The sequence below is a fragment of the Streptomyces alanosinicus genome, assembly GCF_014650595.1.
In the GTDB taxonomy this organism is placed as follows: domain Bacteria; phylum Actinomycetota; class Actinomycetes; order Streptomycetales; family Streptomycetaceae; genus Streptomyces; species Streptomyces alanosinicus.
The window spans coordinates 115246-135046 of sequence record NZ_BMVG01000017.1 but is presented as its reverse complement, the minus strand read 5'-3'; the positions used below and the strand labels follow the sequence as shown (position 1 = coordinate 135046).

At 72.9% G+C, this 19801-nt stretch carries 14 protein-coding genes and 1 pseudogene; 5 read left to right on the top strand and 10 right to left on the bottom strand.

All coding sequences use genetic code 11. The annotated features are described in order from the left end of the window. Positions 1–11 precede the first annotated feature (11 nt). The 7 genes from IE277_RS48920 to IE277_RS28765 are packed head-to-tail and all read right to left on the bottom strand — an operon-like array spanning position 12 to position 7823. On the bottom strand, positions 12–1922 hold the full coding sequence (locus tag IE277_RS48920) for an ATP-binding protein (RefSeq protein WP_189956631.1): 1911 nt from the start codon (positions 1920–1922) through the stop codon (positions 12–14). Continuing rightward, positions 1919–2791 (bottom strand): hypothetical protein, encoded by an 873-nt coding sequence (locus IE277_RS28790; protein ID WP_189956630.1) that lies wholly within the window; start codon positions 2789–2791, stop codon positions 1919–1921. Before IE277_RS28790 ends, IE277_RS48920 begins: the two co-directional genes overlap by 4 nt. Beyond that, positions 2739–3830, bottom strand: coding sequence for a JAB N-terminal domain-containing protein (locus IE277_RS28785; protein WP_189956629.1), 1092 nt, complete (start codon positions 3828–3830; stop codon positions 2739–2741). Before IE277_RS28785 ends, IE277_RS28790 begins: the two co-directional genes overlap by 53 nt. After that, on the bottom strand, positions 3823–5322 hold the full coding sequence (locus IE277_RS48915; protein WP_189956628.1) for an effector-associated domain EAD1-containing protein: 1500 nt from the start codon (positions 5320–5322) through the stop codon (positions 3823–3825). The genes IE277_RS28785 and IE277_RS48915 overlap by 8 nt, the downstream gene beginning before the upstream one ends. Then, positions 5319–6332: a HesA/MoeB/ThiF family protein gene (locus tag IE277_RS28775; protein WP_189956627.1), complete on the bottom strand. Its 1014-nt coding sequence runs from the start codon at positions 6330–6332 to the stop codon at positions 5319–5321. Before IE277_RS28775 ends, IE277_RS48915 begins: the two co-directional genes overlap by 4 nt. 1 nt (position 6333) lies before the next feature. Next, complete coding sequence (locus tag IE277_RS28770; RefSeq protein WP_189956626.1) at positions 6334–6972, bottom strand: hypothetical protein; 639 nt, start codon at positions 6970–6972, stop codon at positions 6334–6336. Continuing rightward, entirely contained in the window at positions 6969–7823 is an 855-nt protein-coding gene (locus IE277_RS28765) for a CHAT domain-containing protein (protein WP_189956625.1), read from the bottom strand. The genes IE277_RS28770 and IE277_RS28765 overlap by 4 nt, the downstream gene beginning before the upstream one ends. Before the next feature lie 134 nt (positions 7824–7957). On the opposite strand from IE277_RS28765, the gene IE277_RS28760 reads away from it, so the two are divergent. The 5 genes from IE277_RS28760 to IE277_RS28740 all read left to right on the top strand — a co-directional run bounded on the left by IE277_RS28760 (position 7958) and on the right by IE277_RS28740 (position 14038). Continuing rightward, complete coding sequence (locus IE277_RS28760; protein ID WP_189956624.1) at positions 7958–9004, top strand: protein kinase domain-containing protein; 1047 nt, start codon at positions 7958–7960, stop codon at positions 9002–9004. 13 nt (positions 9005–9017) lie between these two features. After that, positions 9018–10094, top strand: coding sequence for a hypothetical protein (locus tag IE277_RS28755; RefSeq protein ID WP_189956623.1), 1077 nt, complete (start codon positions 9018–9020; stop codon positions 10092–10094). Then, positions 10091–12262, top strand: a complete 2172-nt coding sequence (locus IE277_RS28750; RefSeq protein WP_189956622.1) for a hypothetical protein — start codon at positions 10091–10093, stop codon at positions 12260–12262. The genes IE277_RS28755 and IE277_RS28750 overlap by 4 nt, the downstream gene beginning before the upstream one ends. A gap of 73 nt (positions 12263–12335) precedes the next feature. Further along, positions 12336–13508 (top strand): hypothetical protein, encoded by a 1173-nt coding sequence (locus IE277_RS28745; protein ID WP_189956621.1) that lies wholly within the window; start codon positions 12336–12338, stop codon positions 13506–13508. After that, complete coding sequence (locus tag IE277_RS28740; RefSeq protein WP_189956620.1) at positions 13505–14038, top strand: hypothetical protein; 534 nt, start codon at positions 13505–13507, stop codon at positions 14036–14038. The genes IE277_RS28745 and IE277_RS28740 overlap by 4 nt, the downstream gene beginning before the upstream one ends. Positions 14039–14051: 13 nt before the next feature. On the opposite strand, the gene IE277_RS28735 is transcribed toward IE277_RS28740, so the two are convergent. From IE277_RS28735 to IE277_RS28725, 3 genes and pseudogenes are all read right to left on the bottom strand, one after another. Then, entirely contained in the window at positions 14052–16427 is a 2376-nt protein-coding gene (locus tag IE277_RS28735; protein WP_189956663.1) for a glycoside hydrolase family 65 protein, read from the bottom strand. Between the two features lie 137 nt (positions 16428–16564). Beyond that, positions 16565–18769, bottom strand: coding sequence for an RICIN domain-containing protein (locus IE277_RS28730; protein WP_189956619.1), 2205 nt, complete (start codon positions 18767–18769; stop codon positions 16565–16567). Between the two features lie 25 nt (positions 18770–18794). Then, positions 18795–19670, bottom strand: a pseudogene (locus tag IE277_RS28725) (chitinase); the annotation flags it as partial. Positions 19671–19801: the final 131 nt, after the last annotated feature.

The window sequence follows — 19801 nt, the reverse complement described above, 5'->3', positions numbered from 1 at the left end:
CCGGCACGGCGTCAGCGCCTGCCCGAGCGGCGCTGCTCGCGCCGCTTGCGCTGCAACCGGCCGACGATCTGGCCCAGTTGCTCGGGGGTGGGCGCCACCGGCGGGTCCTGGAAGTGGGCGGCGACGAAGGCGTCCCGGAAGACCGAGTGGATGTCGTCGCCGTTGCGTCCGCGCAGTGCCGAGGCGACCAGCTCGTCCACGCCGCCGCCCACGTCGATGCCGAACTTCGCCGCGTGCAGGTTGATCATCTTCAGTCGGGCCTCGTCGTTGGGCAGGTCGATGGCGATGGACTCGAAGCGGCTGGGCCGCAGCAGGGCCTCGTCGATGAGGTTCAGCCGGTTGGTGGTGCCGATCACCAGGGTCGGCACCTCCGGCCGGAAGCCGTCCATCTCGGTGAGGATCTGGGCGACGACGGCGTTGCCGGCCCGGGTGCCGCCGTCGGAGTGCTCCGAGCGGCGCGAGGCGATGGAGTCGAACTCGTCGAAGACCACGACCGAGGGGGCGTTGCGCCGGGCCTCGGAGAAGATCTCCCGGACGTTGCGCTCGCTCTCGCCGACGTAGGTGCCCATGACTTCGGGGCCGGAGACCACGAGGATGGTGGCGTTCATCCGGTTGGCGATCGCCTTGGCGAACAGGGTCTTACCGGTGCCCGGCGGGCCGTGGAAGATGAAGCCGCGCGGGATCAGCTTGGTGCGCAGATGGTCGTACTGCGGGGGCAGCCGGTGGTGGCCCATCACGATGTCGATGGCGCGCTGGATGTGGGCCTTGACCTCGTCGTAGCCGGCGATGTCGTCGAAGCCGACGTCCGGTACCTCGAAGTTGCTCGACATCTGGGCCTTGAACGCCCGGATGGTGGAGTACAGATCGCGGGCGACCGGTGCCGGATGGTCCTTGTGGACGCTCATGGCGTAGCGCATGGCCTGGCGCAGCAGGACCGGGTTCATGCCGGCGACGTGCTTGTAGAACTCGACGGGGTCGTAGCGGTCGAACCGTTCGGCCTCGCCCACCGCCACCAGGGCCCGGCCCAGCGGCTGTTCCTCCTGGTCGTCGCGGAACCAGACGGTGCGCGGGACACCGGTGATCGTGACCCGGGTGCTGAAGCGCTCGGCCAGCACCTCGGGCACGGACAGCGAGGGCGCGGCGAAGGCGAGCATCACCCGCTCGGGCGCCCCGTGCAGCAGCTCGGTCACCTCGCGCGCCTCCGGTGAGAGCTGTCCGTCGGCGCCGCCGGCGAGCAGATCGAGGTGCTGGACGACGAGCACGGTGTCGTCGTTGAGTCCGCGCACCAGCTCGCGCAGCCGGGCCAGCAGGCGTTGGCGCGGGTTCTGCTGCACCGGGATGAGCGGATCGTCCGGCGGCTCCTCCTGCGGGGCGTCGTCCTCGTTCTCGGGGGGTTCCTCCAGCACCTCGGCCCGCAGTCCGGCCCGGGAGGCCATCTCCCGCCACAGATGCGTCACCACCGGCTTCTCGGCCACGACCAGCACGGACAGCCGGGCGCGCAGCAGGGAGGCGACCTGGGCGATGTCCCGGCCGTAGGCGAGGACGGTGGCCTGGTCCTCGTGGAGTTCCGCGGGCTGCGGATGCCGGTACACCGGCTGCTCGGGCGCGGCCCGTTCGCGGGGCGGCGCGTCGGCGGGCGGCGCGTCGGGCCGCTTGGTCAGGTCGGGGGCCGGGGGTGCAGCCGACGCGTAGGCAGGCGGGTAGAGCGGGGTGCCGTGCGGCAGGTCGGACTGGAGCAGCAGCTCCGGTGAGACGGTCTCCCAGCTCAGTACGTCCCAGCCAGGCGGGAGCGGGAGCAGCAGCATGTACGGGCCCGAGGCCAGGGCGTGGCCGACGGTGATGTGCGGGGGCTGCCGGCGCAGCGCGGCCAGGGACGCCTGGTCCGGGGCGACGACGGAGATACGGCGCACGGACGTGGTCATGCGGGACTCCCCCCACTCGCTTCCAGCCGTTCCACCTGCTTGTACAGCCGTACCCCCGGCAGATACCCGGTGCCGATGCCGGAGCGGGCCCGCAGCAGCCGGCGATGCGAGCGCTCCAGCCGGGCGAGCGCGGCCCACCAGTGTGCGACCGGGCGGGCCACCGCCAGGTCGGGCGGCACGGTCAGGCCGGCGCGGGCCCGGCGTATCAGCGACTGGTGCGCCGCCGCGTGGCGCAGCAGGGCGGCCTCGTACACATCGATCACCAGCTCCCGCTCGCTCATCCGGAGCTGGTCGAGGAGCCGGCCGCGCCACAGGGCCTGCGCCGGGGAGGCCGGGGCCTCGCAGTAGACGGTGGTGATCAGACGGCGTCCCTGAGGGTGTGTCAACAGCACGTCCTCCAGCAGGAGTTCTGCGTTCGTCTCGCCGACCGGGTCGGGCCGGTCGAGCAGGGCGGTCAGCGGTGAGGCGGCTCGCAGCCGGCCGGCCAGCGCCGGGTCGCCGATGTGCGCCAGCGCGGGCGCGACCACGGCGTGGTAGGCGAGCACGTCCCACAACGAGCGGGCGGCCGGTACGGCCCGTACCGTCTCGGCCGCGAGCCGGGCCTGGGCGCGGCCGCCGACCGCGGCGGCCAGCAGCAGCGCTCCGGCGCCGACCGGCCGCCGCTCGCGGGCGGCCAGGGCGTCCAACCGCAGCCGGGCCGCGGACTCGGCCGCCAGCCGGACGACGGCCGCGGCCAGGTCCTGCGGTGGCGCGGCCAGCTCCTGAGGATCCGTCAGTTCTCCCTCGGGCGGTGCGGGACGGCCGGCCGCGCCGCTGTCATTGGCCGTCGACCACAACAGCACGCGCACGGCGGTATCGACCGCGGTCATCTTTCACCCACTGTTCGCATTCGCGCACCGAGTCGCCGGAGCGTGCGTAGAAACGCAGGAGCCGGTCGTCGCCGCTGAGATTGATCAGTCCGGCGACCTGCCAGGGCTGCCGGAAGGTGCCGAGGTGCAGATCGACGTCGATGCTCGACAGACCCGAGTCGTTCCCGGAGAACAGATGGGTGTGGTACCAGCCCATCAGCTGCCGGTCCTGGCCGGAGGCGGTGATGCGCTGGTTGACCTCGCGGAAGGAGTCGCCGGTGAAGGTGAAGTGCAGTGCCCCGGCGCCCGAGTGCTCGGCCGGGGTGACCTCGTTGATCTCCACCAGATAGCGCTCGGCCGCCGCCTCGCCGTTCTCGCCCGCCCGTTCCGCGCGCTCCGGGCCGAGGACGCGCCGGACCCGGCCGAGCAGGAAGCCGCCCTCCTCCAGCCGGCGGGAGAGCTTCATCTCGTGCAGATGGCCGTGGATGTCGCCGGACAGCAGGACCGTGACCTGGCCGAGCCCGGCCGCGTCGATGCCGAGGTCCCCGGGGTCCACCGAGGGCACGGGCGGCTCGGCCACCTTGCGCACGGTGAAACTGCGCCTGCTCTCACGGAGGTTGAGGTCCATGGTGCCCTCGACCTCGGGGGTCGAGCGGCCCAGTGCCAGACCGCTGAGCGAGGGATGGTCGATGCAGAAGCCCCACACCTGTTCGTCGGGGTCGAGTTGCTGCACCACATGCTGCAGGACCGGGCCGAGCAGTTCGCGCACGGGGTACTCGCGGTCGATGATCGTCTCCCCTGCCTGGGAGACGATCACCCCGAGCCGGCCGATCTGGCTGCGCAGATTGTGGATGGTGCGCGGGCCGTCCACCAGCCGGGGGTCGGGCCTGCGCACATACCGCAGATGCATGATCAGCGGTTCCTCGGGCTCGCCGCCGGGCAGTTCCCGGCGCAGTGCCTCGACCATCAGTGAGGAGAGGGTCAGCTTGCCCACCAGGTCGAAGGACGTGCCCTTGTAGAGCAGCACGGTGGCCGCTCCGGCGCGGTTCTCCTCACTCATCCGGGGTCGCCTCCACCCGCTCGACCGACAGGAACCGGGACCGGTCGGCGCGTTCGGTCAGGCCCGCGCGGGCGAGCCAGGTGGTGCCGCCGATCTCCTTGATGCGCTCCTGGCCCTCGAAGGAGAAGGCCCAGGCGGCGGCGCTCGCGTCGAGGTAGCCGCCGCGTTCGATGATGTCCTGCACGAGGCTGTCGAAGTCCATGGCCATCTTGTAGTCGTGCGGCAGGATCTCGTAGTTGCGGTAGCGGGCCATGTCGATGAGCATCTGGCACAGGGCGTACAGGCTGAGGTCCGGGGTGTAGTCCGTCATCAGCGGGCCCAGGCACACCGCGCCCTTGCGGTCCTCGTCGCGGGCGATGTTCGGATGGAACACATCCGAGCGCCAGAGCACCCGCGGGGCCTGGATGGGGAACTCGGAGGGCATCCAGATGACCAGTTCGTGCTGGTCGATGCGGCGCGGGTCGAGCGGCCAGGACTCCATGTCCTCGGGCGGGGCGAAGCCGGGGACGTGCAGCTGTGCCGTGAACTCCAGCGGGAGCCTGTCGTCGTCCATGGCGACGAGGGTGAACTCCTCGTGCTCCTCGGCGAAGTCGACGATGTCGTCGCGGGCCCGGGTCAGTGCCTCCAGGCGCAGCCAGCTGTCCACGCCGGCCGTCGACTCGGCCGACATCTGCAACTGGCCGCCGTCGCGCACACCCTGGTTGTACAGCGGCTGCTCCGGGTCCAGGCGGCGGGCCTCGCCGCTCTCGTCGCGGTAGTCGACGACGGCGCGCAGCAGATGCCCGTTGGCGTCCTGGGCGACCTCCGGGCGGTACTGCGCCCAGACGGCGGGGACCAGTTCGCTCGGCAGGGTCGTGTTGGGTACGTACGGGATCTCGAACTGCTGGCCGTCGGGGCCCATGACCTCCAGGCGGGTGTACAGGGTGGGGCGGAAGTCGTACTCGCCGTAGAGGACCTCGACGCCGGGCGCGATCCGCGCGGCCCGCTCGCGCACTTCCTCCACCCGGTCCGGGGGCATCTCGGCGACCCGGTAGGCCGCCTGCCGGTGGCCGGCGTACAGCTGGACGGCGTCGGCGTCGACCAGCTCGCGCACCAGCCGGAGCAGCTCCGGGAACTCCTCGCTGCCCACGAACTCCACGGTCCGGTACAGCGTGTCGGCGTTCCCGCCGGCCGCGCCCTGCTGCTGCCGTTCCTCACCGAGGAAGTCCCGGATCTTGTGCAGCTCCTGGTTGCCGGGCCAGCGGCGCAGCATCGTGTCCAGCAACTGCCGTACGCCGCCGCGCTGTACGGCGCCCAGTTCGAGGGCGCGCACCACCTGCCGCCAGTAGGCGACGATGTCCTGGGCCGCGTCCCAGCGGGGCCGGGTCTGCGGCGGGAAGTCCATGTCCTCCAGCAGTTCCTCGGCCTGGTTCTGGGTGCGGTACAGCTCGGCGAGCGTGTCGACCAGGACGCGTTTGATCTCGGGGGGCAGCTTGCCCGCTTCATAGCTCATCGGGGCGTTCCTTTCCCGCCTGCCTCGGCCAGTTCCAGATAGCGGATCGCGCGGGTGCGGCCGGTCGCGAGGACCGGCAGGATCTCGCGCGGCGCGACGCCGAGATCGGCGAGCCGGGCGCGCGGGGGTGCGTCGGCGAGCCGGGTGGACGCGCGCGGGGGCGCGGAACCGGGCAGGGCCGCCCAGGTCATCACGGTCTCCTCGGGGGCGAGACGGTCGGTCAGGTCGGCCGGGGTGGACAGCGCCGTGTCCGGGACGGCGGCCACCAGCTCGGCGGGTATTCGGGTGTGCAGCGGGCAGTCGGGGTCACGGCGCACGGCGACCGGGGTGGCCGTGGCACCGGCGGTGTCCACGCGGATCACTCCGGGGCCGACGGCGGCGCCGCACAGCAGGCGGACCGCGGTGACGGCCAGCCAGGAGCCGATCAGCGCGGAGACGGGCGCCGACGCCCCCGCCTCGGGTACGACGGCGTCGGCGCAGGCCCATGGGTCGTCCTGGGCGGCGCGGTCGCGGGGGCTCAGCCCGCAGCCGAAGCAGGGCCCGGCCGGCTCGTACAGCCGTATCTCGCCGCCCCAGGCGCTGGTGCCGCCGTCCAGCAGTGCGGCGCCCACGAGCTGGCAGCGGCCGGCGAGCTGGAGCCGGGCGGCGAGGCTGTCCAGGCAGCTGACGACCAGGGAGGCGTCCCGCAGTTCCGCGAGGCCCACCCCGCTGACCAGGGGTGCGCCACGGGCCTCGGCCCGGGTCACCGGGGAGAGTTCGGCGAGGCGGTGGGCCGCGACGGCCGCCTTGGGCCGGCCGATGTCGTCGGCGCGGAACAGCGGGGCGCGGCTCAGGTTCGACTCCGAGATGTCGTCGGGGTCGCACAGCAGCAGCCGGCCGACGCCGGCCAGGGCGAGCGCCTGCGCGCAGTGGCTGCCGAGCGCGCCGACCCCGCAGATCACCACGGTGGCCTCGGCGAGCCGCTGCTGGTCCCAGCCGGCGATGAGCGTGTGCCGGTCGAAGCGTCCCATGTCAACTCCGCCTGAGGGTACGGAAGTTCATCGGGCACTGCTGGACGGTCAGTTCGCTGCGCCACTGCTCGAAACAGCCCAGTCCGCGCGCCGGGTCCTGGTGGACGGCCTTGCGGCAGCCGGGCGCCTCGGGCGAGCAGGGGCAGACGACGACCGTCTCGAACAGCCGGAAGGTGTGTGTGCACACGAAGCATGCGTTGCGCTGGGTGGGATGCCCGAGCACCGGGTCGTCGGGCATCAGCCGTACGGTGTGCAGGGTGTCCGGCCGGGGGTCGGTGGTGTCGACGCCGCGGAAGAAGCCCGCCTGGGCCCGCGGGTCGGACGGGCCGGCCGGCGGGGCCTCGCCGCTGCAGGGCAGATTGCGCAGATGGTGGGTGACGTCGGTCAGCCGGCCGTCCTCCGCATGGCGCAGATACACGGTGTCGTCCAGCCGGAAGGTGTGGCCGCACACCCGGCAGGGGGCGCGGCGTGCGGAGCCGGGCCGCCGCCAGGTGCCGAGCCAGCGTGAGTCCAGGGTCGTGGAGGCGGGTCCGTCGGCGCCGGCCACCTGAGGGTTGTCGCCGCGCTGGAGCCCACGGCCGAAGGCGCTGGTGACGTCGGCCGGGGCGGACGTCGCGGGGTGGGGGTCGGGGGTCGTCATGCCGCGCGGCTCCCTCGGGAGATCTGGTGCACCGCGTCGGGTCCGTGGCCGTGCAGGCCGAGGGCCGCGCGGCCGGCCGCGCAGGCACGGTCGACGGCGGCGGAGTGGGCCAGGGAGTCGTAGAAGGCCGCGGCGAACGTGAGCGCGGCGTCGTCGTCGAGTTCGCCGTGGGTGCCGACGACCGTGTCGGCGCAGTCGAGCAGGCTCTGCGCATACGCGGCCGACCAGCAGGAGTTGAGGACGACGCAGGCGAGCGGCGCGTGCAGCGCGAGGGCGGCGGCCAGGGCCCGCACCGGGACCGGCTGCGAGGTGCCCGTGTCGTCCTCCAGGACCAGCCGTCCGTCGTCGGTGCCGTGCCCGGCGAAGTGCACGATGTGCGGCCGGACGGCCTGGAGCCCGGTCAGTACGTCGGCCACGCGGGCCGCCGGCCGGACCGCCACCGTGAGCCGGCCGGCGGAGCGGTCCGCGGCCTCCTGTATGACACGCTGCTCGGCGCCGAGGCGCAGCCTGGCCTCGTCGAGCGGCGCGGACATCAGGCACAGCACCCGCAGTGCCGTGGGCGCGCCCCGGCCGGCCAGCGCCGCGAGGGCCCGGTGTCCGGGGTACCGGGCGGCCGCCGCGTCGACGAGGTCGCCCAGCGCGACGCCCCCGAACCGACCCTGCTCCACGGTCCGGCAGACCGTGCGCCACCAGGAGGCGGCGGGCAGCGGCGGGGCGAACGGCGGCAGTACCGCGGGGCTGATTCCGAGGTCTTCGAGAAAAGCGTGGCTGCTCAGTACATCCGGAAATAATTCGCCCAGTGTTTCGAATGCGCCTGCATCGCGCAGTTGTTTCCATGTCGGACTGGCCATCTGTCGTCCCCCGAGCCAACCACCGTTGCGTCATAGGCCGTTGGTGAGAAGGGTACGCGCAGTGACGCGTTGTGGGTGTAGTTTCGGATTCCGCAGCACACTTATCGGGGGCGGGTTTGATCGAGCGTCTGGAAATGATCACCTGTGGTGGCCGCGAAGCCGGGAAGTCGATCTTCGAGATCGATTTCGATCACCAGTCGGAGAACGCCCGGGACGGATTCCGGGAGCGCCGCGGTCTGCTGGTGCACGGCGGCGGCGAGCAGGTCGTGCAGCGCATCGCCCACACCGACGCGGCGCGCCGGGAGCTGGAGCGGACCATCAGAACCGCCGATGTGCTGGTGCGCCGGCTCGGCGTCACCCGCTATCCGCCCGAGCTGAGCCGTGTCATCGGCTACCGGCCGGACGGCCGGGCCCCCTTCCTGGTGGCCACCCGGCACGGCGGTCCGCTGTCCGCGTCGGCCGACCGGCTGCCGCTGCCGCCGGGCGAGTTGTGGGCCGTCACGGACGGCGTCCTCGCGGTGCTGCGGCACCTGGGCGACTTACGGCTGGTGCACCGCGACATCCGGCCCGAGCACCTGTGGTGGGACGGCAGCACCGTCCAGCTGGCCGACTTCGGGCTGGCCGTGGACGAGGGCGAGCCACGCGGCGGACCGGCCGGCACCGACCCGTGGCGGTCCCCGGAACAGGCCGCGGGCCAGGGCCGGGCCGACTGCCGCGACGATGTGTACGCGGCGGGCGCCGTCCTCTTCCGGCTCGCCACCGGTGAGGAGGCCACCTCGGCCGCCGAGATGCGCGACCGGGTGCGCTGGCTCGACACCAGTCTGCGCACCCTGCTGGACGGGGTCTTCACCGACGAGGCCCGCCACCGCGTCACCGGGTACACCCTCCAGCTGCGCCGCGACACCCAGGCGGGCCGCGGCGGCGGACAGGGCCCGGTACCGCACCGGGCGCCCCGCGTCGCCGAGCTGGAGCAGCAGGCCCGGCAGCACTTCCGCGATCTGCGGGCCCGCCAGCGCACCTTCAACGAACGGCCGGCCAGGCCGCAGTACGACCCCGTGACCGGCTACCCCGACTGGCGTGCCGTGACCGCCCCCGCGCGCCGGCGGCAAGCCGCCGTCGTGTCCGTCGTCCTGGCCGTCGCGCTCCTCGGTGTGCTGGTCGTCGTCCTGGCGCTGGCCTGAGAGGAGCAGTGACATGGCAGCACAGGTGAGGTGCCCCATCTGCCTCGACACGGTCGACTGGGAGCGGGCCGAGACCGTGACGCTCAACGCCGACGGCCGGCCCGAACAGCTCGTCCGGCGCGACGGCGAGGACGAGGTCCGTTGGAACTACCGCCGGCTCGACGCCTATCGGCTGTGCGCCGGCGGCGGCGAGCCGCACGTCCTGCCCGGCCGCTACGGCGACTTCGGCGAGCCGCTGGTCATCGGCGTGGTCGGCGAGTCCGCGGCCGGCAAGAGCCATCTGCTCGCCGCCATGCTCGGCATGCTCTCCGACGTCGACCGGATGGCCCGCCTCGGCCTGGTCGTCGGCGGGCTCGACCTCAAACTGCACCAGCGCTATCTGAGGGACGTCGTCCGCCCCTTCCTGGACCAGGGCCAGGGACTGGCCGGCACCCCGGCCCAGCCACCGGAGTTCACCGACGCCCTGTGGATCCACAACAGCAACACGGGACGCAGCTTCGCCGTCGCCTTCTTCGACGTCTCCGGCGAGTGGCTCGCCGACCACGATGCCGAGGTGCCGTTCCTCGGTGCGGTCAGCGCGCTGGTCTTCGTGGTCGACCCGACCCGGATCCGCGGCCTGACCACGGCCACGGGCGGCGTCTTCGGCGACCCGTCCTTCAGTGTCGTACTGGACAAGATCGGGCAGCTGCGCGGGGTCGACGGCTCCCAGTTCCTGCCGCTGCCGGCCGCCGTCGTGGTCGGCAAGTGCGATCTGCTGCGCCACCACGAGCCGCTCGTCGACCGCTGGTTCCAGAACGCCGCCCCCGACGAGGAACTGCAGCTCGCCACCGTGGAGGAGGAGAGCGAGGACGCCTATGCCTTCCTCAGCTCGCGCGGCGCCCGCGGCTGGCTCGCCCCGTTCGTGCGCTGCGCCCGCTCCACGCTGCACTTCGCCACCGCGACCGGGCACAAGGCGGTCGAGACGGACGGCGTCCAGCGCTCCCCGCACGGGAGTTTCGCGCCCCGCCGGACCCTGAAACCCATGCTCGCCCTCTTCGCCATGTGCGGGGTCCTCGGCCCCACCGACCTCGGCCAGGGAGCTGTCCGATGACGACGGTCGACCAGATCCTCTTCGGCTGGGCCGAACGGGACCACGAAGGCAACGCCGGGGTCCGCCCGGTCGCCCACTCCGGGGTGCGCACCATCGACCGCTGGGCCAAGCGGCTCCAGTACGTCTGGGCCACCCAGGACGGCCAGGGCGAGCAGCCCGAGGAGACGGCCAGCCTCGTCCACCTGGTCTTCGACGACGAGGCGGCCGTGCTGCGCAAGCTGCCCTCCCGCAACCCCCACGGGCGCGGCGGTGCCACCCTGACCCATGTCCTGGTCGGCGATCCGCTGACGATCGACGCCCGGCTCGCCCTCGGACTGCACGACTGGCCGGGCTGGCGGGACCGCGAACCGGACGGCACCGGGGCCGGCCTCGCCCCGCTCGACCTCGACGACCTCGGACAGGCGGCGCGGCCCGGACTGGCCGCGCTGCGCGAGCGGGTGGCCGAGGTCCCCGACGAGCAGCTCACCGCGCTCCTCGCCCAGGTGCTCGCCGAGCCCGCCGAGGATTTCAGCGTCATCACCCGGCCGCAGCTCGCCCTGCCGACGATGGCGGCCCTGCTCGACATCGCCGGGCCCGTCGCCGGCCGGCCGTGGACCTTCGCGAGCCGCGAGTCCACCGACAAGGGCAGCCATCAGCCGCGGGTGGTGTTCCTCACCGCCCGCCCGCCCCAGTCGATGTACATCAACCAGCGCCGGCGCGTCGATGTGACCGAGCCGCCCGCCGACTCGGACACCGCCCGGTTCGCCGCCCAGCTGGTCGAGCTGTACCGGGAGACCGGGCACGCGGCGCTGGAGCGGATCCGGCCGCGGCATCCGCTGCGGGACGCGGACGACGTGACACTCTGGCGGCGGTCGGTGCCGGTCGTCGACGGCCGGATCGCCGATCCCCGGGTGCGGCTGGACATCTTCCTCGACGACGACCTGCTGCGGCGGGCCGCCGAACGCGATGTCCTGATGTCCGAACGGATGGACCTCGTCGGCGAGTTGCGGCGCCAGCCCGAGCCGTGGCTCATCGCGGCGCTGCGCCGCTGGCGCAGCACGGAGCAGCGGGCCGTGCGCCATCGCGAGCTACGGGACCTGCTGCTGGCCGAGGCCGTACAGGCCTGCCTGGCCGGGCAGGCGGGCGACGCGGTGGTGGAGGCGACACGGGACGCGGAGCCGGAGCCGGCGGTGGTGGCCAGGGTCTTCGGCCGCCAGGTGCCGGAGGGCGGCCTGGATCTGAGCCGGCCCGGGCACCGGCGGCTGCTGATCGTGGCCCTGGCGCTGCGCATGCCCGCCGATGCCCTGGACCACACCGATCTCCTCGCCGCCAGCCCGGCGGACGAGCTGCTGGACCTCGTCGAGCGCCATGCCGGCCACTACCCGCGGGCCATGCACCTGGTGCTGCGCCATCTCGGCGACGCCGGCCAGAGCCCGGCCGCGGCACGCCGGTGGTACGAGCGCGGTCTGCTGCTCGACCAGGTGGACCGGATCGCCGGTGACGACCGGGCGAAGGAGGTCGACTGCTTCCGTCTGCTGCTGCTCGCCGCGCACGGCCCCCGGCTGGACCGCGCGGCGGCCGAGGCCCTGGTCCGGCACGCCGGCGTCCGGGCGCCGCTCGGGCTGTACGCCGCCGCGCTGGAACTGGCCGCGGACGGCGCGGCCGAACAGCCGGTCCGCCATGAGCTGTCGGAGCAGTTCCTCCACGACCACGGCTATCTCGGCCCCGGCCCGGGAACCGGCCATGGACGGTATCCGGGCGGCCCGGTGCCCGGCAGACCCACCACGTATCCCTGGCCGGCCGCCCCGTACCCGGCCGCCGCCTCGTCGATGGAGGGCTCGTCCCAGCCGTATCCGAGCCCGCCGCGCCCCTCGCTCGCGGGCACCCGCGCACCGGCGCACACAGAGTGGGCACACACCGAGTGGGCGCACCCCACGGCCGCGCGCGAGACCGGCGGCGGTGTCGTCCCGGACCCCTCGCGGCGGGACACCTCCGCCCCGGCCCGCCGGCCGGGCTGGGGTTCGCCCGGCCCCGCCACCAGTGACGGCCCGCCGCCTCCGTCGGACGACCACGTCGGCAGATTCGCGGGCCTCGGCCAACTCGACGGTGTGAGCGTGTTCTTCGTGACCGCGCTCGTCCTCGTCCTGCTCTGCGCGGTCGGCTACGTCCTGCTGACCTCCATGCCCTGACCCGTCCCCCATTCGCCGCTCTCCACGCCCCGTTCCCCATCCGCAGCCCGCCGGACGACACGAATGACGCCGTATGACATCGATTGAAGAGTCACCGCCGCCCCCCGGGTCGGTCCCCGCGCAGCGCACCGGAACCGACCCGGAACTCGACCGCATAGCCGGCCGGATCCGCGCCCTCGCCGACCGGGCCCGCGCCGACGGCTCCGACACCCGGGTCCTCGATCGCGTCGTGGCCGACCTGGAACGGGGCGGCGCCACCCTCGCCGGCACCGATCTGGTCGCCGCCTACCCGCCCGAGGTCCTGCTCCCGGACGCGCCCGCGAAAGGCCGCGGCTCCCTGGAGGGCTGGCTGGGCGTCGCCCGCGACGTCCTGGTCTTCGCGCCCATCGCGCTCACCTGGTGGCGGCTGCGCGGCGCCCTGGACGCCTACGACGCCACCCGCAGCACGGACCCCTTCCTGCTCGGCTGGGCCCGCGGCTTCCCGCAGGGCAGCCCGCCCGAGCCGACCACCGTGACCCTCGGCACCTCCGCGCTCCATGTCACGCTGCTCATCGTGGTCGTCGTGGTGCTGACCCTGGCGCTGCACGCCCTGCACCGCAGCCAGGAGCGGCGGCTCTCCCGCGAGCAGGAGCGCGGGCAGCTGGCGACGGAGCTGGCCCTGGCGACGTTCCTGCTGGCCACGCCCGCACGGCCGGCCGGCAAACCGCTGGACAGCCGGAGCGCGGAGAAGCTCGCCTCCCAGCTCAACGCCGGTACGGAGATCCTGGCGTCGGCGTTGCACCGGACCGCCCAGGAGATCACGGCCTCCCTGGAGACCGGACCCGGCAGCCGGATCCAGAGCGCCCTGGACGGCTGGACGAAGACGGTCGACGAGCTGACCCGGCTGATCCGCGGGCTCACCCCGCCCAACCAGCTGGCCCAGGACCTGATCCGGCTGCGGGAGCAGACCGCCGAGGACGAGGCGAAGCTGCGCGCGGCCATCGAGACGCTCGTCGCCGATCTGCGGCGTGCCCAGGAGACGACCGGGCAGGAGATCCACCGGCACGATCTCGCGGTCGCCTCGGTGCGTGACCTCGCCCGCAGTCTCGGCGAGACGCTGCTGGTCTTCACCGAGCGGGCGGAGAACCTGGTCGACTCCACCCGGGGCATCTGGCAGCTCGTGGACCGTCTCGACGACCGCGCCGCGCATCTGCCGCGCGGCGGGCTGGACAACGCCGACCCGCCGCCGTACCGGGGCCGGCCATGAGGGGACGGCCGCGGGAGCGGGCTGCCGCAGGGCGCACCGTGCTGCTCGCCGGGTGGCTCTTCGCCGATCTGCTTCTGCTGCTGCTCGTGATCGCCCTCGGCTCGCTGCCGCGCGAGCAGCGCACGGGTGCGTCGCACAAGCCGAGCACACCGTCCAGCCCGCCGCCGAGCACCCAGCCGGCCGAGCGCGGACTGGTGCTCAAGCCGTGCAGCTTCACCGTGCGGACAGGCAGCGCCGGTTCCGTGCGGCAGCAGTTCGGCGCGCAGCTGCGCGGGGCCGGGGTGGCGGACCGTACGGCGGGTTTCGTGCTCTCGTTCGGTACGGCGCCGGATCCGGGTCCGGGACAGGACGCCGCCGACAAGGTCAATTCGATGATCACCGACGGGTTCTCCCGCTTCCGGCACGCCCCCAAGCGGGGCTACTGGAAGGGCGGGCCGTCCGGCAAGGTCAGGATCGACGTGTTCTTCCTCGCCGCGCCCGACGGCAACACCTCGTTCCCGAAGGGCTGTCACTCCTCGGACGACGGCTGAGCGCCGGATCCGCTCACTGGGGTACCGCGAGCCGGGCCGTCTCGCCCGGCCCCACCGGGACCACCCGGTCGCGCAGGCAGACGTCGATGAGTCCGCGGTCGGAGGACGGCACGGCGATCTCCAGCAGGCCGCTGCGCAGGCGCAGATGGACGCCCCAGTGGCCGTGGTAGCGGATGGAGAAGCCGTAGGAGGAGAGTTCGGGCAGCGGGACCGGGTCGAGGCACAGGGCGCCGCCGCGGGTCTCCAGGCCGGTCAGTCCGCGCTGGACGAGGTCGAGGGTGCCGGCCATGGCGCCGAGGTGGATGCCCTCGCCGGTGGTGCCGCCCTGCAGGTCGGCGATGTCACCGCGCAGCGCCTCCTGGACGAAGTCCCAGGCGTCGGCGCGGCGGGCGCGGGCGAGGACCCAGCCGTGGACCAGGCCGCTGAGGGTGGAGCCGTGGCTGGTGCGCTGCAGATAGTGGTCGACGGTGGCGCTCCAGGTCGGCTCGTCGAGACGAGCGCCCAGCCGGTGGAAGAGGGAGCGGAGTTCGGACGCCGAGAAGAGGTAGCCGAGCATCAGCACGTCCGCCTGTTTGGAGGCCTTGTACCGGTTGACGGTGTCGCCCTCCGCCTCCAGGATCCGGTCCAGGCGCCGGATGTCGTCGTACCGCTTGCGATAGCCGTGCCAGTCCAGCTCGGCGAGGTCGCCATAGCCCTCGAACTGGCTGATCACCCCGTCGTGGAAGGGCACATGGAGGGTGCGGGAGACCTCCTCCCAGCGGGCGGGCTCGTCCTCCTCCAGGCCGGCGCTCTCGGTGAGTTCACGGCGGCGCGGCTCGGGCAGGGCGCCGAGCAGGTCCAGGGTGCGGGCGAGCACCCAGGCGGCGGTGACATTCGTGTACGCGTTGTCGTCCAGGCCCGGTTCGGCGGCGCCGGGGTAGGCGTCGTGGTACTCGTCGGGGCCGACCACGCCCCGGATGCGGTGCCGGCCGAGGTGGGCGTCGTAGTGGGCCGAGTCGGCCCAGAAGCGGGCGATGTGCAGCAGCATCTCGGCGCCCTCGCCGTGCAGGAAGTCGATGTCGCCGGTCGCCTCGCAGTACTGCCAGATGTTGTAGGCCACGGCCGAGCCGACATGGTGCTGGAGCCGGGAGCGGTCCGGCAGCCAGCGCCCGGAGCGGGGGTTGAGATGGAGCTGCGGGGTCTCCTCGCGGCCGTCGCTGCCGCTCTGCCAGGGGTAGAGGGCGCCGCGCCGGCCCAGTTCGCGGGCCGACTGGCAGGCGACGTCCAGCCGGCGGTGCCGGTAGTGGAGCAGGGCGCGGGAGACCTCGGGGAGGTGCAGATTGAGGTAGGGCAGGACGAAGAGTTCGTCCCAGAAGACATGGCCGCGGTAGGCCTCGCCGTGCAGGCCGCGCGCCGGGACGCCGACGTCGAGGTCGGCGGTGTGCGGGGAGAGGGTCTGCAGCACATGGAACAGATGCAGGCGCAGGATGCTGCCCGCCTCGCCGGGGACCTCCAGCACGGTGCGCCGCCACAGCTGCTCCCAGGCGACGGCATGCGTCTCCAGCAGGGTGTCGACGTCCTGGGCGGAGCCGACGTGGTCGACCGCCGCCTCCAGCGGGTCGCCGATGGCGGGGTCGTGCGAGGTGTACAGGGCGACGGTCTTGTCGACGGTGACGGGACGGCCGGATCCCGGGCGCAGCCGCAGGTGCTGGACGGCCCGCTCCTGTTCGTACACGGCCGTCACGGGCGCGTCGGCCGTCAGCCGGGCGGCGAGGGCGCATTCGATGCGGGAGGTTCGGGTGTGGCAGCGCAGCCAGACCGTGCCGGGCTCGGCGGTGCCGGTCCGCACCTGGGTGAGGTGGCGGCCGTCCAGGTCCCGGTAGCGGGCCACCGCGGAGTTGGTGACGCGTCCGTCGAGCGCGGCCTCCACCTCCAGTTCGATCCCGTCGGCCGCCCCGCCCTCGACGGTGAACTCCGTGCGCAGCGCGGCGAGATGCGGGTCGGCCATGTGGACGAGGCGCAGCTGGCGGACCTGGAGGGTGCCGCCGTCGGGCAGGCCGTAGCCGGTACGGCGCTCCAGCACGCCGGGGGCGAGGTGGAGGACCTGGTGGTGCTCGGTGACGGGTGCGCTGTCCGGGGTGAGCCAGGCGCCGCCCGCCGGGCGGAAGCGCAGCGGCAGCCAGTTGGGCAGGTTGACCATGTCCTCGTTCTCGACCCGGCGGCCGGCGACCTCGGAGGTGAGCCGGTCGTAGCAGCCGGCCGCGTAGGTGCCCGGGTAGTGGATGTCGTCGGCGGTGCACTCGGGCAGCGCCCCGCGGGTGGCGAAGTAACCGTTGCCCAGCGTGCACAGCGACTCCCTCAGGCGCTCCTCCTCCGGCCGGTAGCCGTCGTACTCCCAGGTCGGCCCCATTCCCGTCACGGTGGGCCGGTCCCCGTCCCTGTGGGCCGTGCCGGTGTGCGGCTCCATGGGCCGATTGTGCGACGGGGGCCGGCGGCGGGTGACATCGATGGGGCCATACAGGTGACGGGGACCGGTACCAGGGTGCCTCAGGGATAGCGGACCAGGTCCGCCACGTTGGTCGAGGAGTTCGACGGGCCTCCGGTGTTGTTGATGATGTGACGGATGGTGCCGGTGCCGCCCAGGGAGACGGTGACCATGCTGGTGAAGGTGACGTTCGGGTGGTCCGGCGCCTCGATGGCGTGGTCGGCGGTCACGCTCGGGTCGGTGTTGAAGTAGCAGTAGCTGCCGAGGCCGTACGCCTGGTGGCTGGTGACCGGGGCGGCGACCTTGTAGGCGGCGTAGCCCTTGGTGGAGCCGTTCGTCCAGGCCGACTGGTTCGGCGGGTCGTAGGGCATCTCGTTCTGGAAGAAGTAGGTGCGGCCGCCGTTGCCGTTCCAGATCACCTGGTCCTTCTGGAAGTGCTCCACGAACAGGCCGTACATCGTGACGTCGGCGCCGTTCACGACGAGTCCGGTGTCGGCGGTGTTGCTGGTCCAGCCCACCCCGCTGCCGTGGTCGGCGCGCCAGAGCCACATGTGGTCGCCGATGACGTTGTCGCTGTTGACGACGAGGCTGGTGGCCGCCTTGCCGACGCCCGCGCCGCCGATACGGAAGTAGACGTCGTGCAGGGAGGTCGGGTCGGCCGCGTGGGAGGCGGTGGAGCCGGCCGGCCCGACCTCGACGAGGGTCTTCGAGCTGGTGGTGCCGGCGTCGAAGAGCAGGCCCGCGATGTCGACGCCGTCGACGTCGGCGACGGTCATCGCGGTGATGCCGTTGTCGGGGACGAGGGTGGCGAGCCCGAGGCCGAGCACGACCGTGTCGGGGCGGGTCACCTTCAGGGTCTGGTCGAGGTGGTAGACACCGGGTGTGACCAGCAGGTTCTGTCCTGCCGCGAGGGCCGCGTCGATCTGGTCGGCGGTGGCGCCGGGCTTGACCACGTAGAACCGGCTCAGCGGCAGGGAGCTGCCGGCCGCGCTGCCGCTCCCCCAGCTGGTGCCCGTGGTGTCGGAGCGGGCGGACGGCACGAACACCTGGTAGTTCCCGGAGCCGTCGACGTACAGGAACGGCTTCTCGCGGGTGACCGGGCTCTGGGCGACCGTGGTGTACGGCGGGTTGGGGAAGCGGGTGGCGGGCACGCCCTGGCTGCCGGTGAACACCATGTTCCAGTTGGACCCGGTCCAGCTGCCCAGCTGGGAGTTGCGGGTCATCCACTGCTGCTGACTGCCGGAGTTCACCTGCCCGTCGATCCTGCTGTCGGCGAGATAGCCACCGCTGGACCAGCCGCCGTCGTCCAGGGCGAGGTTGCCCCGCAGATGCATCCGCCGGTACGGCGCGGCCTGTGAGACCGCCCAGCGGTCGCCGCCGCCCGCCGGGTTGACGGAGAGGTTCTCGGCGCCGCGCCAGAAGTTCTGGGTGGCGTTGCCCTGGAACCAGTCGGCCTCGGCGTGCACGGCACCGTTGACCGCGACCGCGTCCGGGGTCAGTCCGAGGCCGAGCACCTGGGTGTAGAAGCCGACGTTGACGTCCGCGCTGTAGGCGCCAGGCTTGAACAGGACGGCGTAGCGCTGGGCGCCGAACTGGTTGGTCTCCTGCTGCTTGAAGATCGCGTCCAGCTTGCCCTGGATGGCCGCGGACGACATCGACGGGTCGAAGACGACGACGTTCGGGCCGAGGTCGGGGTCGCTCGTGGACTGGGTCACAGGGACCACCTGGAAGCGCTGGGCGGCGGTGCCGTTGCATGTGTACTGCACGAGCCGCGTGCTGTCGGCGAGGGACGCGCCGGGGTCGTCCAGGCACTTGCCGCTGTTCTTGCCGACGAAGTGGAAGGCGCCGCCGCCGTCGTCCACGGGGTGCCACTGCTGGCCCGCTCCGCCGCCGTAACTCCACAGCTGGACCGGCGCGTTGTCGGCCGTGGACACGTCGGTGACATCGACGGCCTGACCGGTGTCGTCGGCGTTGTCGATGTGGACATAGCCGTCGCCGGCGTCGGTGAAGCGCCACTGCTGGGCGGTGGTGCCGTTGCACGCGTACTGCTGCACGACGGTGCCGTTGGCCGTGGCGGCGGCCTTGGCGTCGAGGCACTTGCCGCTCGCGGCGTCGATGACGGTCGCGTTGCCGGTGGGCAGGGCGCCGGCGGCGTGTGCGGGCGCGGCCCTGAGCAGGGGCGTCGGCACGGCGGTGAGGACGCCGGCGGCGGCTGCGCCGACCAGGGTGACGACCGCGGATCTGCGGCCGCGGGAAAGGCGAGGCACGGGGGTTCTCCTTTGCGGGCCGGGCTCAGCCGGCGAGGACGCGGGTGTAGTCCCAGTCGGACTGGGCGACGCCGGAGCAGCTGTCGGCGGGGCCGCCGGTGCACGGCCGGTCGCGGTTGGCGGACCAGAAGGTGAGCCGCGCGAGGTGATGTTGCCGGGCGTAGGCGAGGACGGTCCGGAAGTCGTCGACCGTGACCGTCTCGTTGTTGTCGGTGACGCCGTTCATGGACGAGATGCCCATGTCCCGGTAGGCTTGGTCGTCGCTGTAGCCGTACGCCGACTTCAGCGCGCTCTTGAGGCCCTCGGCGGCCTGTGTGGTGAGGCTGCCCATGTTCTGTCCGGCGCCGCCGAAGTCGAAGGGCATGATGGCCCAGGCGTCCACGGTCAGCCCGGACGAGGCGGCCCGGTCGATCAGGCTGGTGTCGGGGCCGGACTGTCCGGTGCCGATGGTGATGCAGACCTTCAGGCCGGGGTTGTTCGCCTTCACGGTCTTCAGCGCGTCCACGGTCCGCTGCTGCACGACGGCGTCACTGTAGGCGTCGGCCTCGATGTCGATGTCGATGGCCTTGAGGCCGTAGGCGTCGATGACCTTCTGGTAGGCCCCCGCCAGCTCGCTCGCGCCGGCGCAGGAGCTCTCCAGCTTGTTGCCGCTGTATCCGCCGAAGGACGGGATGATGTCACCGCCGTTCGCCCGCACGGTGTTCACGGTCTGCTGGTCGACGCCGCCGGTCAGCGGGCGGCTGCCGTCCCACTGCGGATCGCAGGAGCCGTTGCTGAGCACGAAGGCGAGCGTGAACCACTTCACGCCCGTGGCCCGGGTGATGGTGGTGGGATCCGGCGGGCTGCCCCAGCCGTTGTACAGGTACGGCGCCACGGCCATCGGTGCGGACGGGGTGGCGCCGGTGGCGGCCTGGGCCGGGGTGGCGGTGAGCAGGCCGGCGGAGAGGGACAGGACGGCGAGGGGCAGGGCTGCGGGGAGCGGTCTGGCCATAGGGGACGGACCTTTCGGGTGGGGGGTGCGCAAGCAGCCCG

Bases quoted from the DNA above. Each gene is read 5' to 3' on its own strand.
- IE277_RS48920 (WP_189956631.1), bottom strand. From the start codon at position 1,922: ATGACCACGTCCGTGCGCCGTATCTCCGTCGTCGCCCCGGACCAGGCG.
- IE277_RS28790 (WP_189956630.1), bottom strand. From the start codon at position 2,791: ATGACCGCGGTCGATACCGCCGTGCGCGTGCTGTTGTGGTCGACGGCC.
- IE277_RS28785 (WP_189956629.1), bottom strand. From the start codon at position 3,830: ATGAGTGAGGAGAACCGCGCCGGAGCGGCCACCGTGCTGCTCTACAAG.
- IE277_RS48915 (WP_189956628.1), bottom strand. From the start codon at position 5,322: ATGAGCTATGAAGCGGGCAAGCTGCCCCCCGAGATCAAACGCGTCCTG.
- IE277_RS28775 (WP_189956627.1), bottom strand. From the start codon at position 6,332: ATGGGACGCTTCGACCGGCACACGCTCATCGCCGGCTGGGACCAGCAG.
- IE277_RS28770 (WP_189956626.1), bottom strand. From the start codon at position 6,972: ATGACGACCCCCGACCCCCACCCCGCGACGTCCGCCCCGGCCGACGTC.
- IE277_RS28765 (WP_189956625.1), bottom strand. From the start codon at position 7,823: ATGGCCAGTCCGACATGGAAACAACTGCGCGATGCAGGCGCATTCGAA.
- IE277_RS28760 (WP_189956624.1), top strand. From the start codon at position 7,958: ATGATCACCTGTGGTGGCCGCGAAGCCGGGAAGTCGATCTTCGAGATC.
- IE277_RS28755 (WP_189956623.1), top strand. From the start codon at position 9,018: ATGGCAGCACAGGTGAGGTGCCCCATCTGCCTCGACACGGTCGACTGG.
- IE277_RS28750 (WP_189956622.1), top strand. From the start codon at position 10,091: ATGACGACGGTCGACCAGATCCTCTTCGGCTGGGCCGAACGGGACCAC.
- IE277_RS28745 (WP_189956621.1), top strand. From the start codon at position 12,336: ATGACATCGATTGAAGAGTCACCGCCGCCCCCCGGGTCGGTCCCCGCG.
- IE277_RS28740 (WP_189956620.1), top strand. From the start codon at position 13,505: ATGAGGGGACGGCCGCGGGAGCGGGCTGCCGCAGGGCGCACCGTGCTG.
- IE277_RS28735 (WP_189956663.1), bottom strand. From the start codon at position 16,427: ATGGGGCCGACCTGGGAGTACGACGGCTACCGGCCGGAGGAGGAGCGC.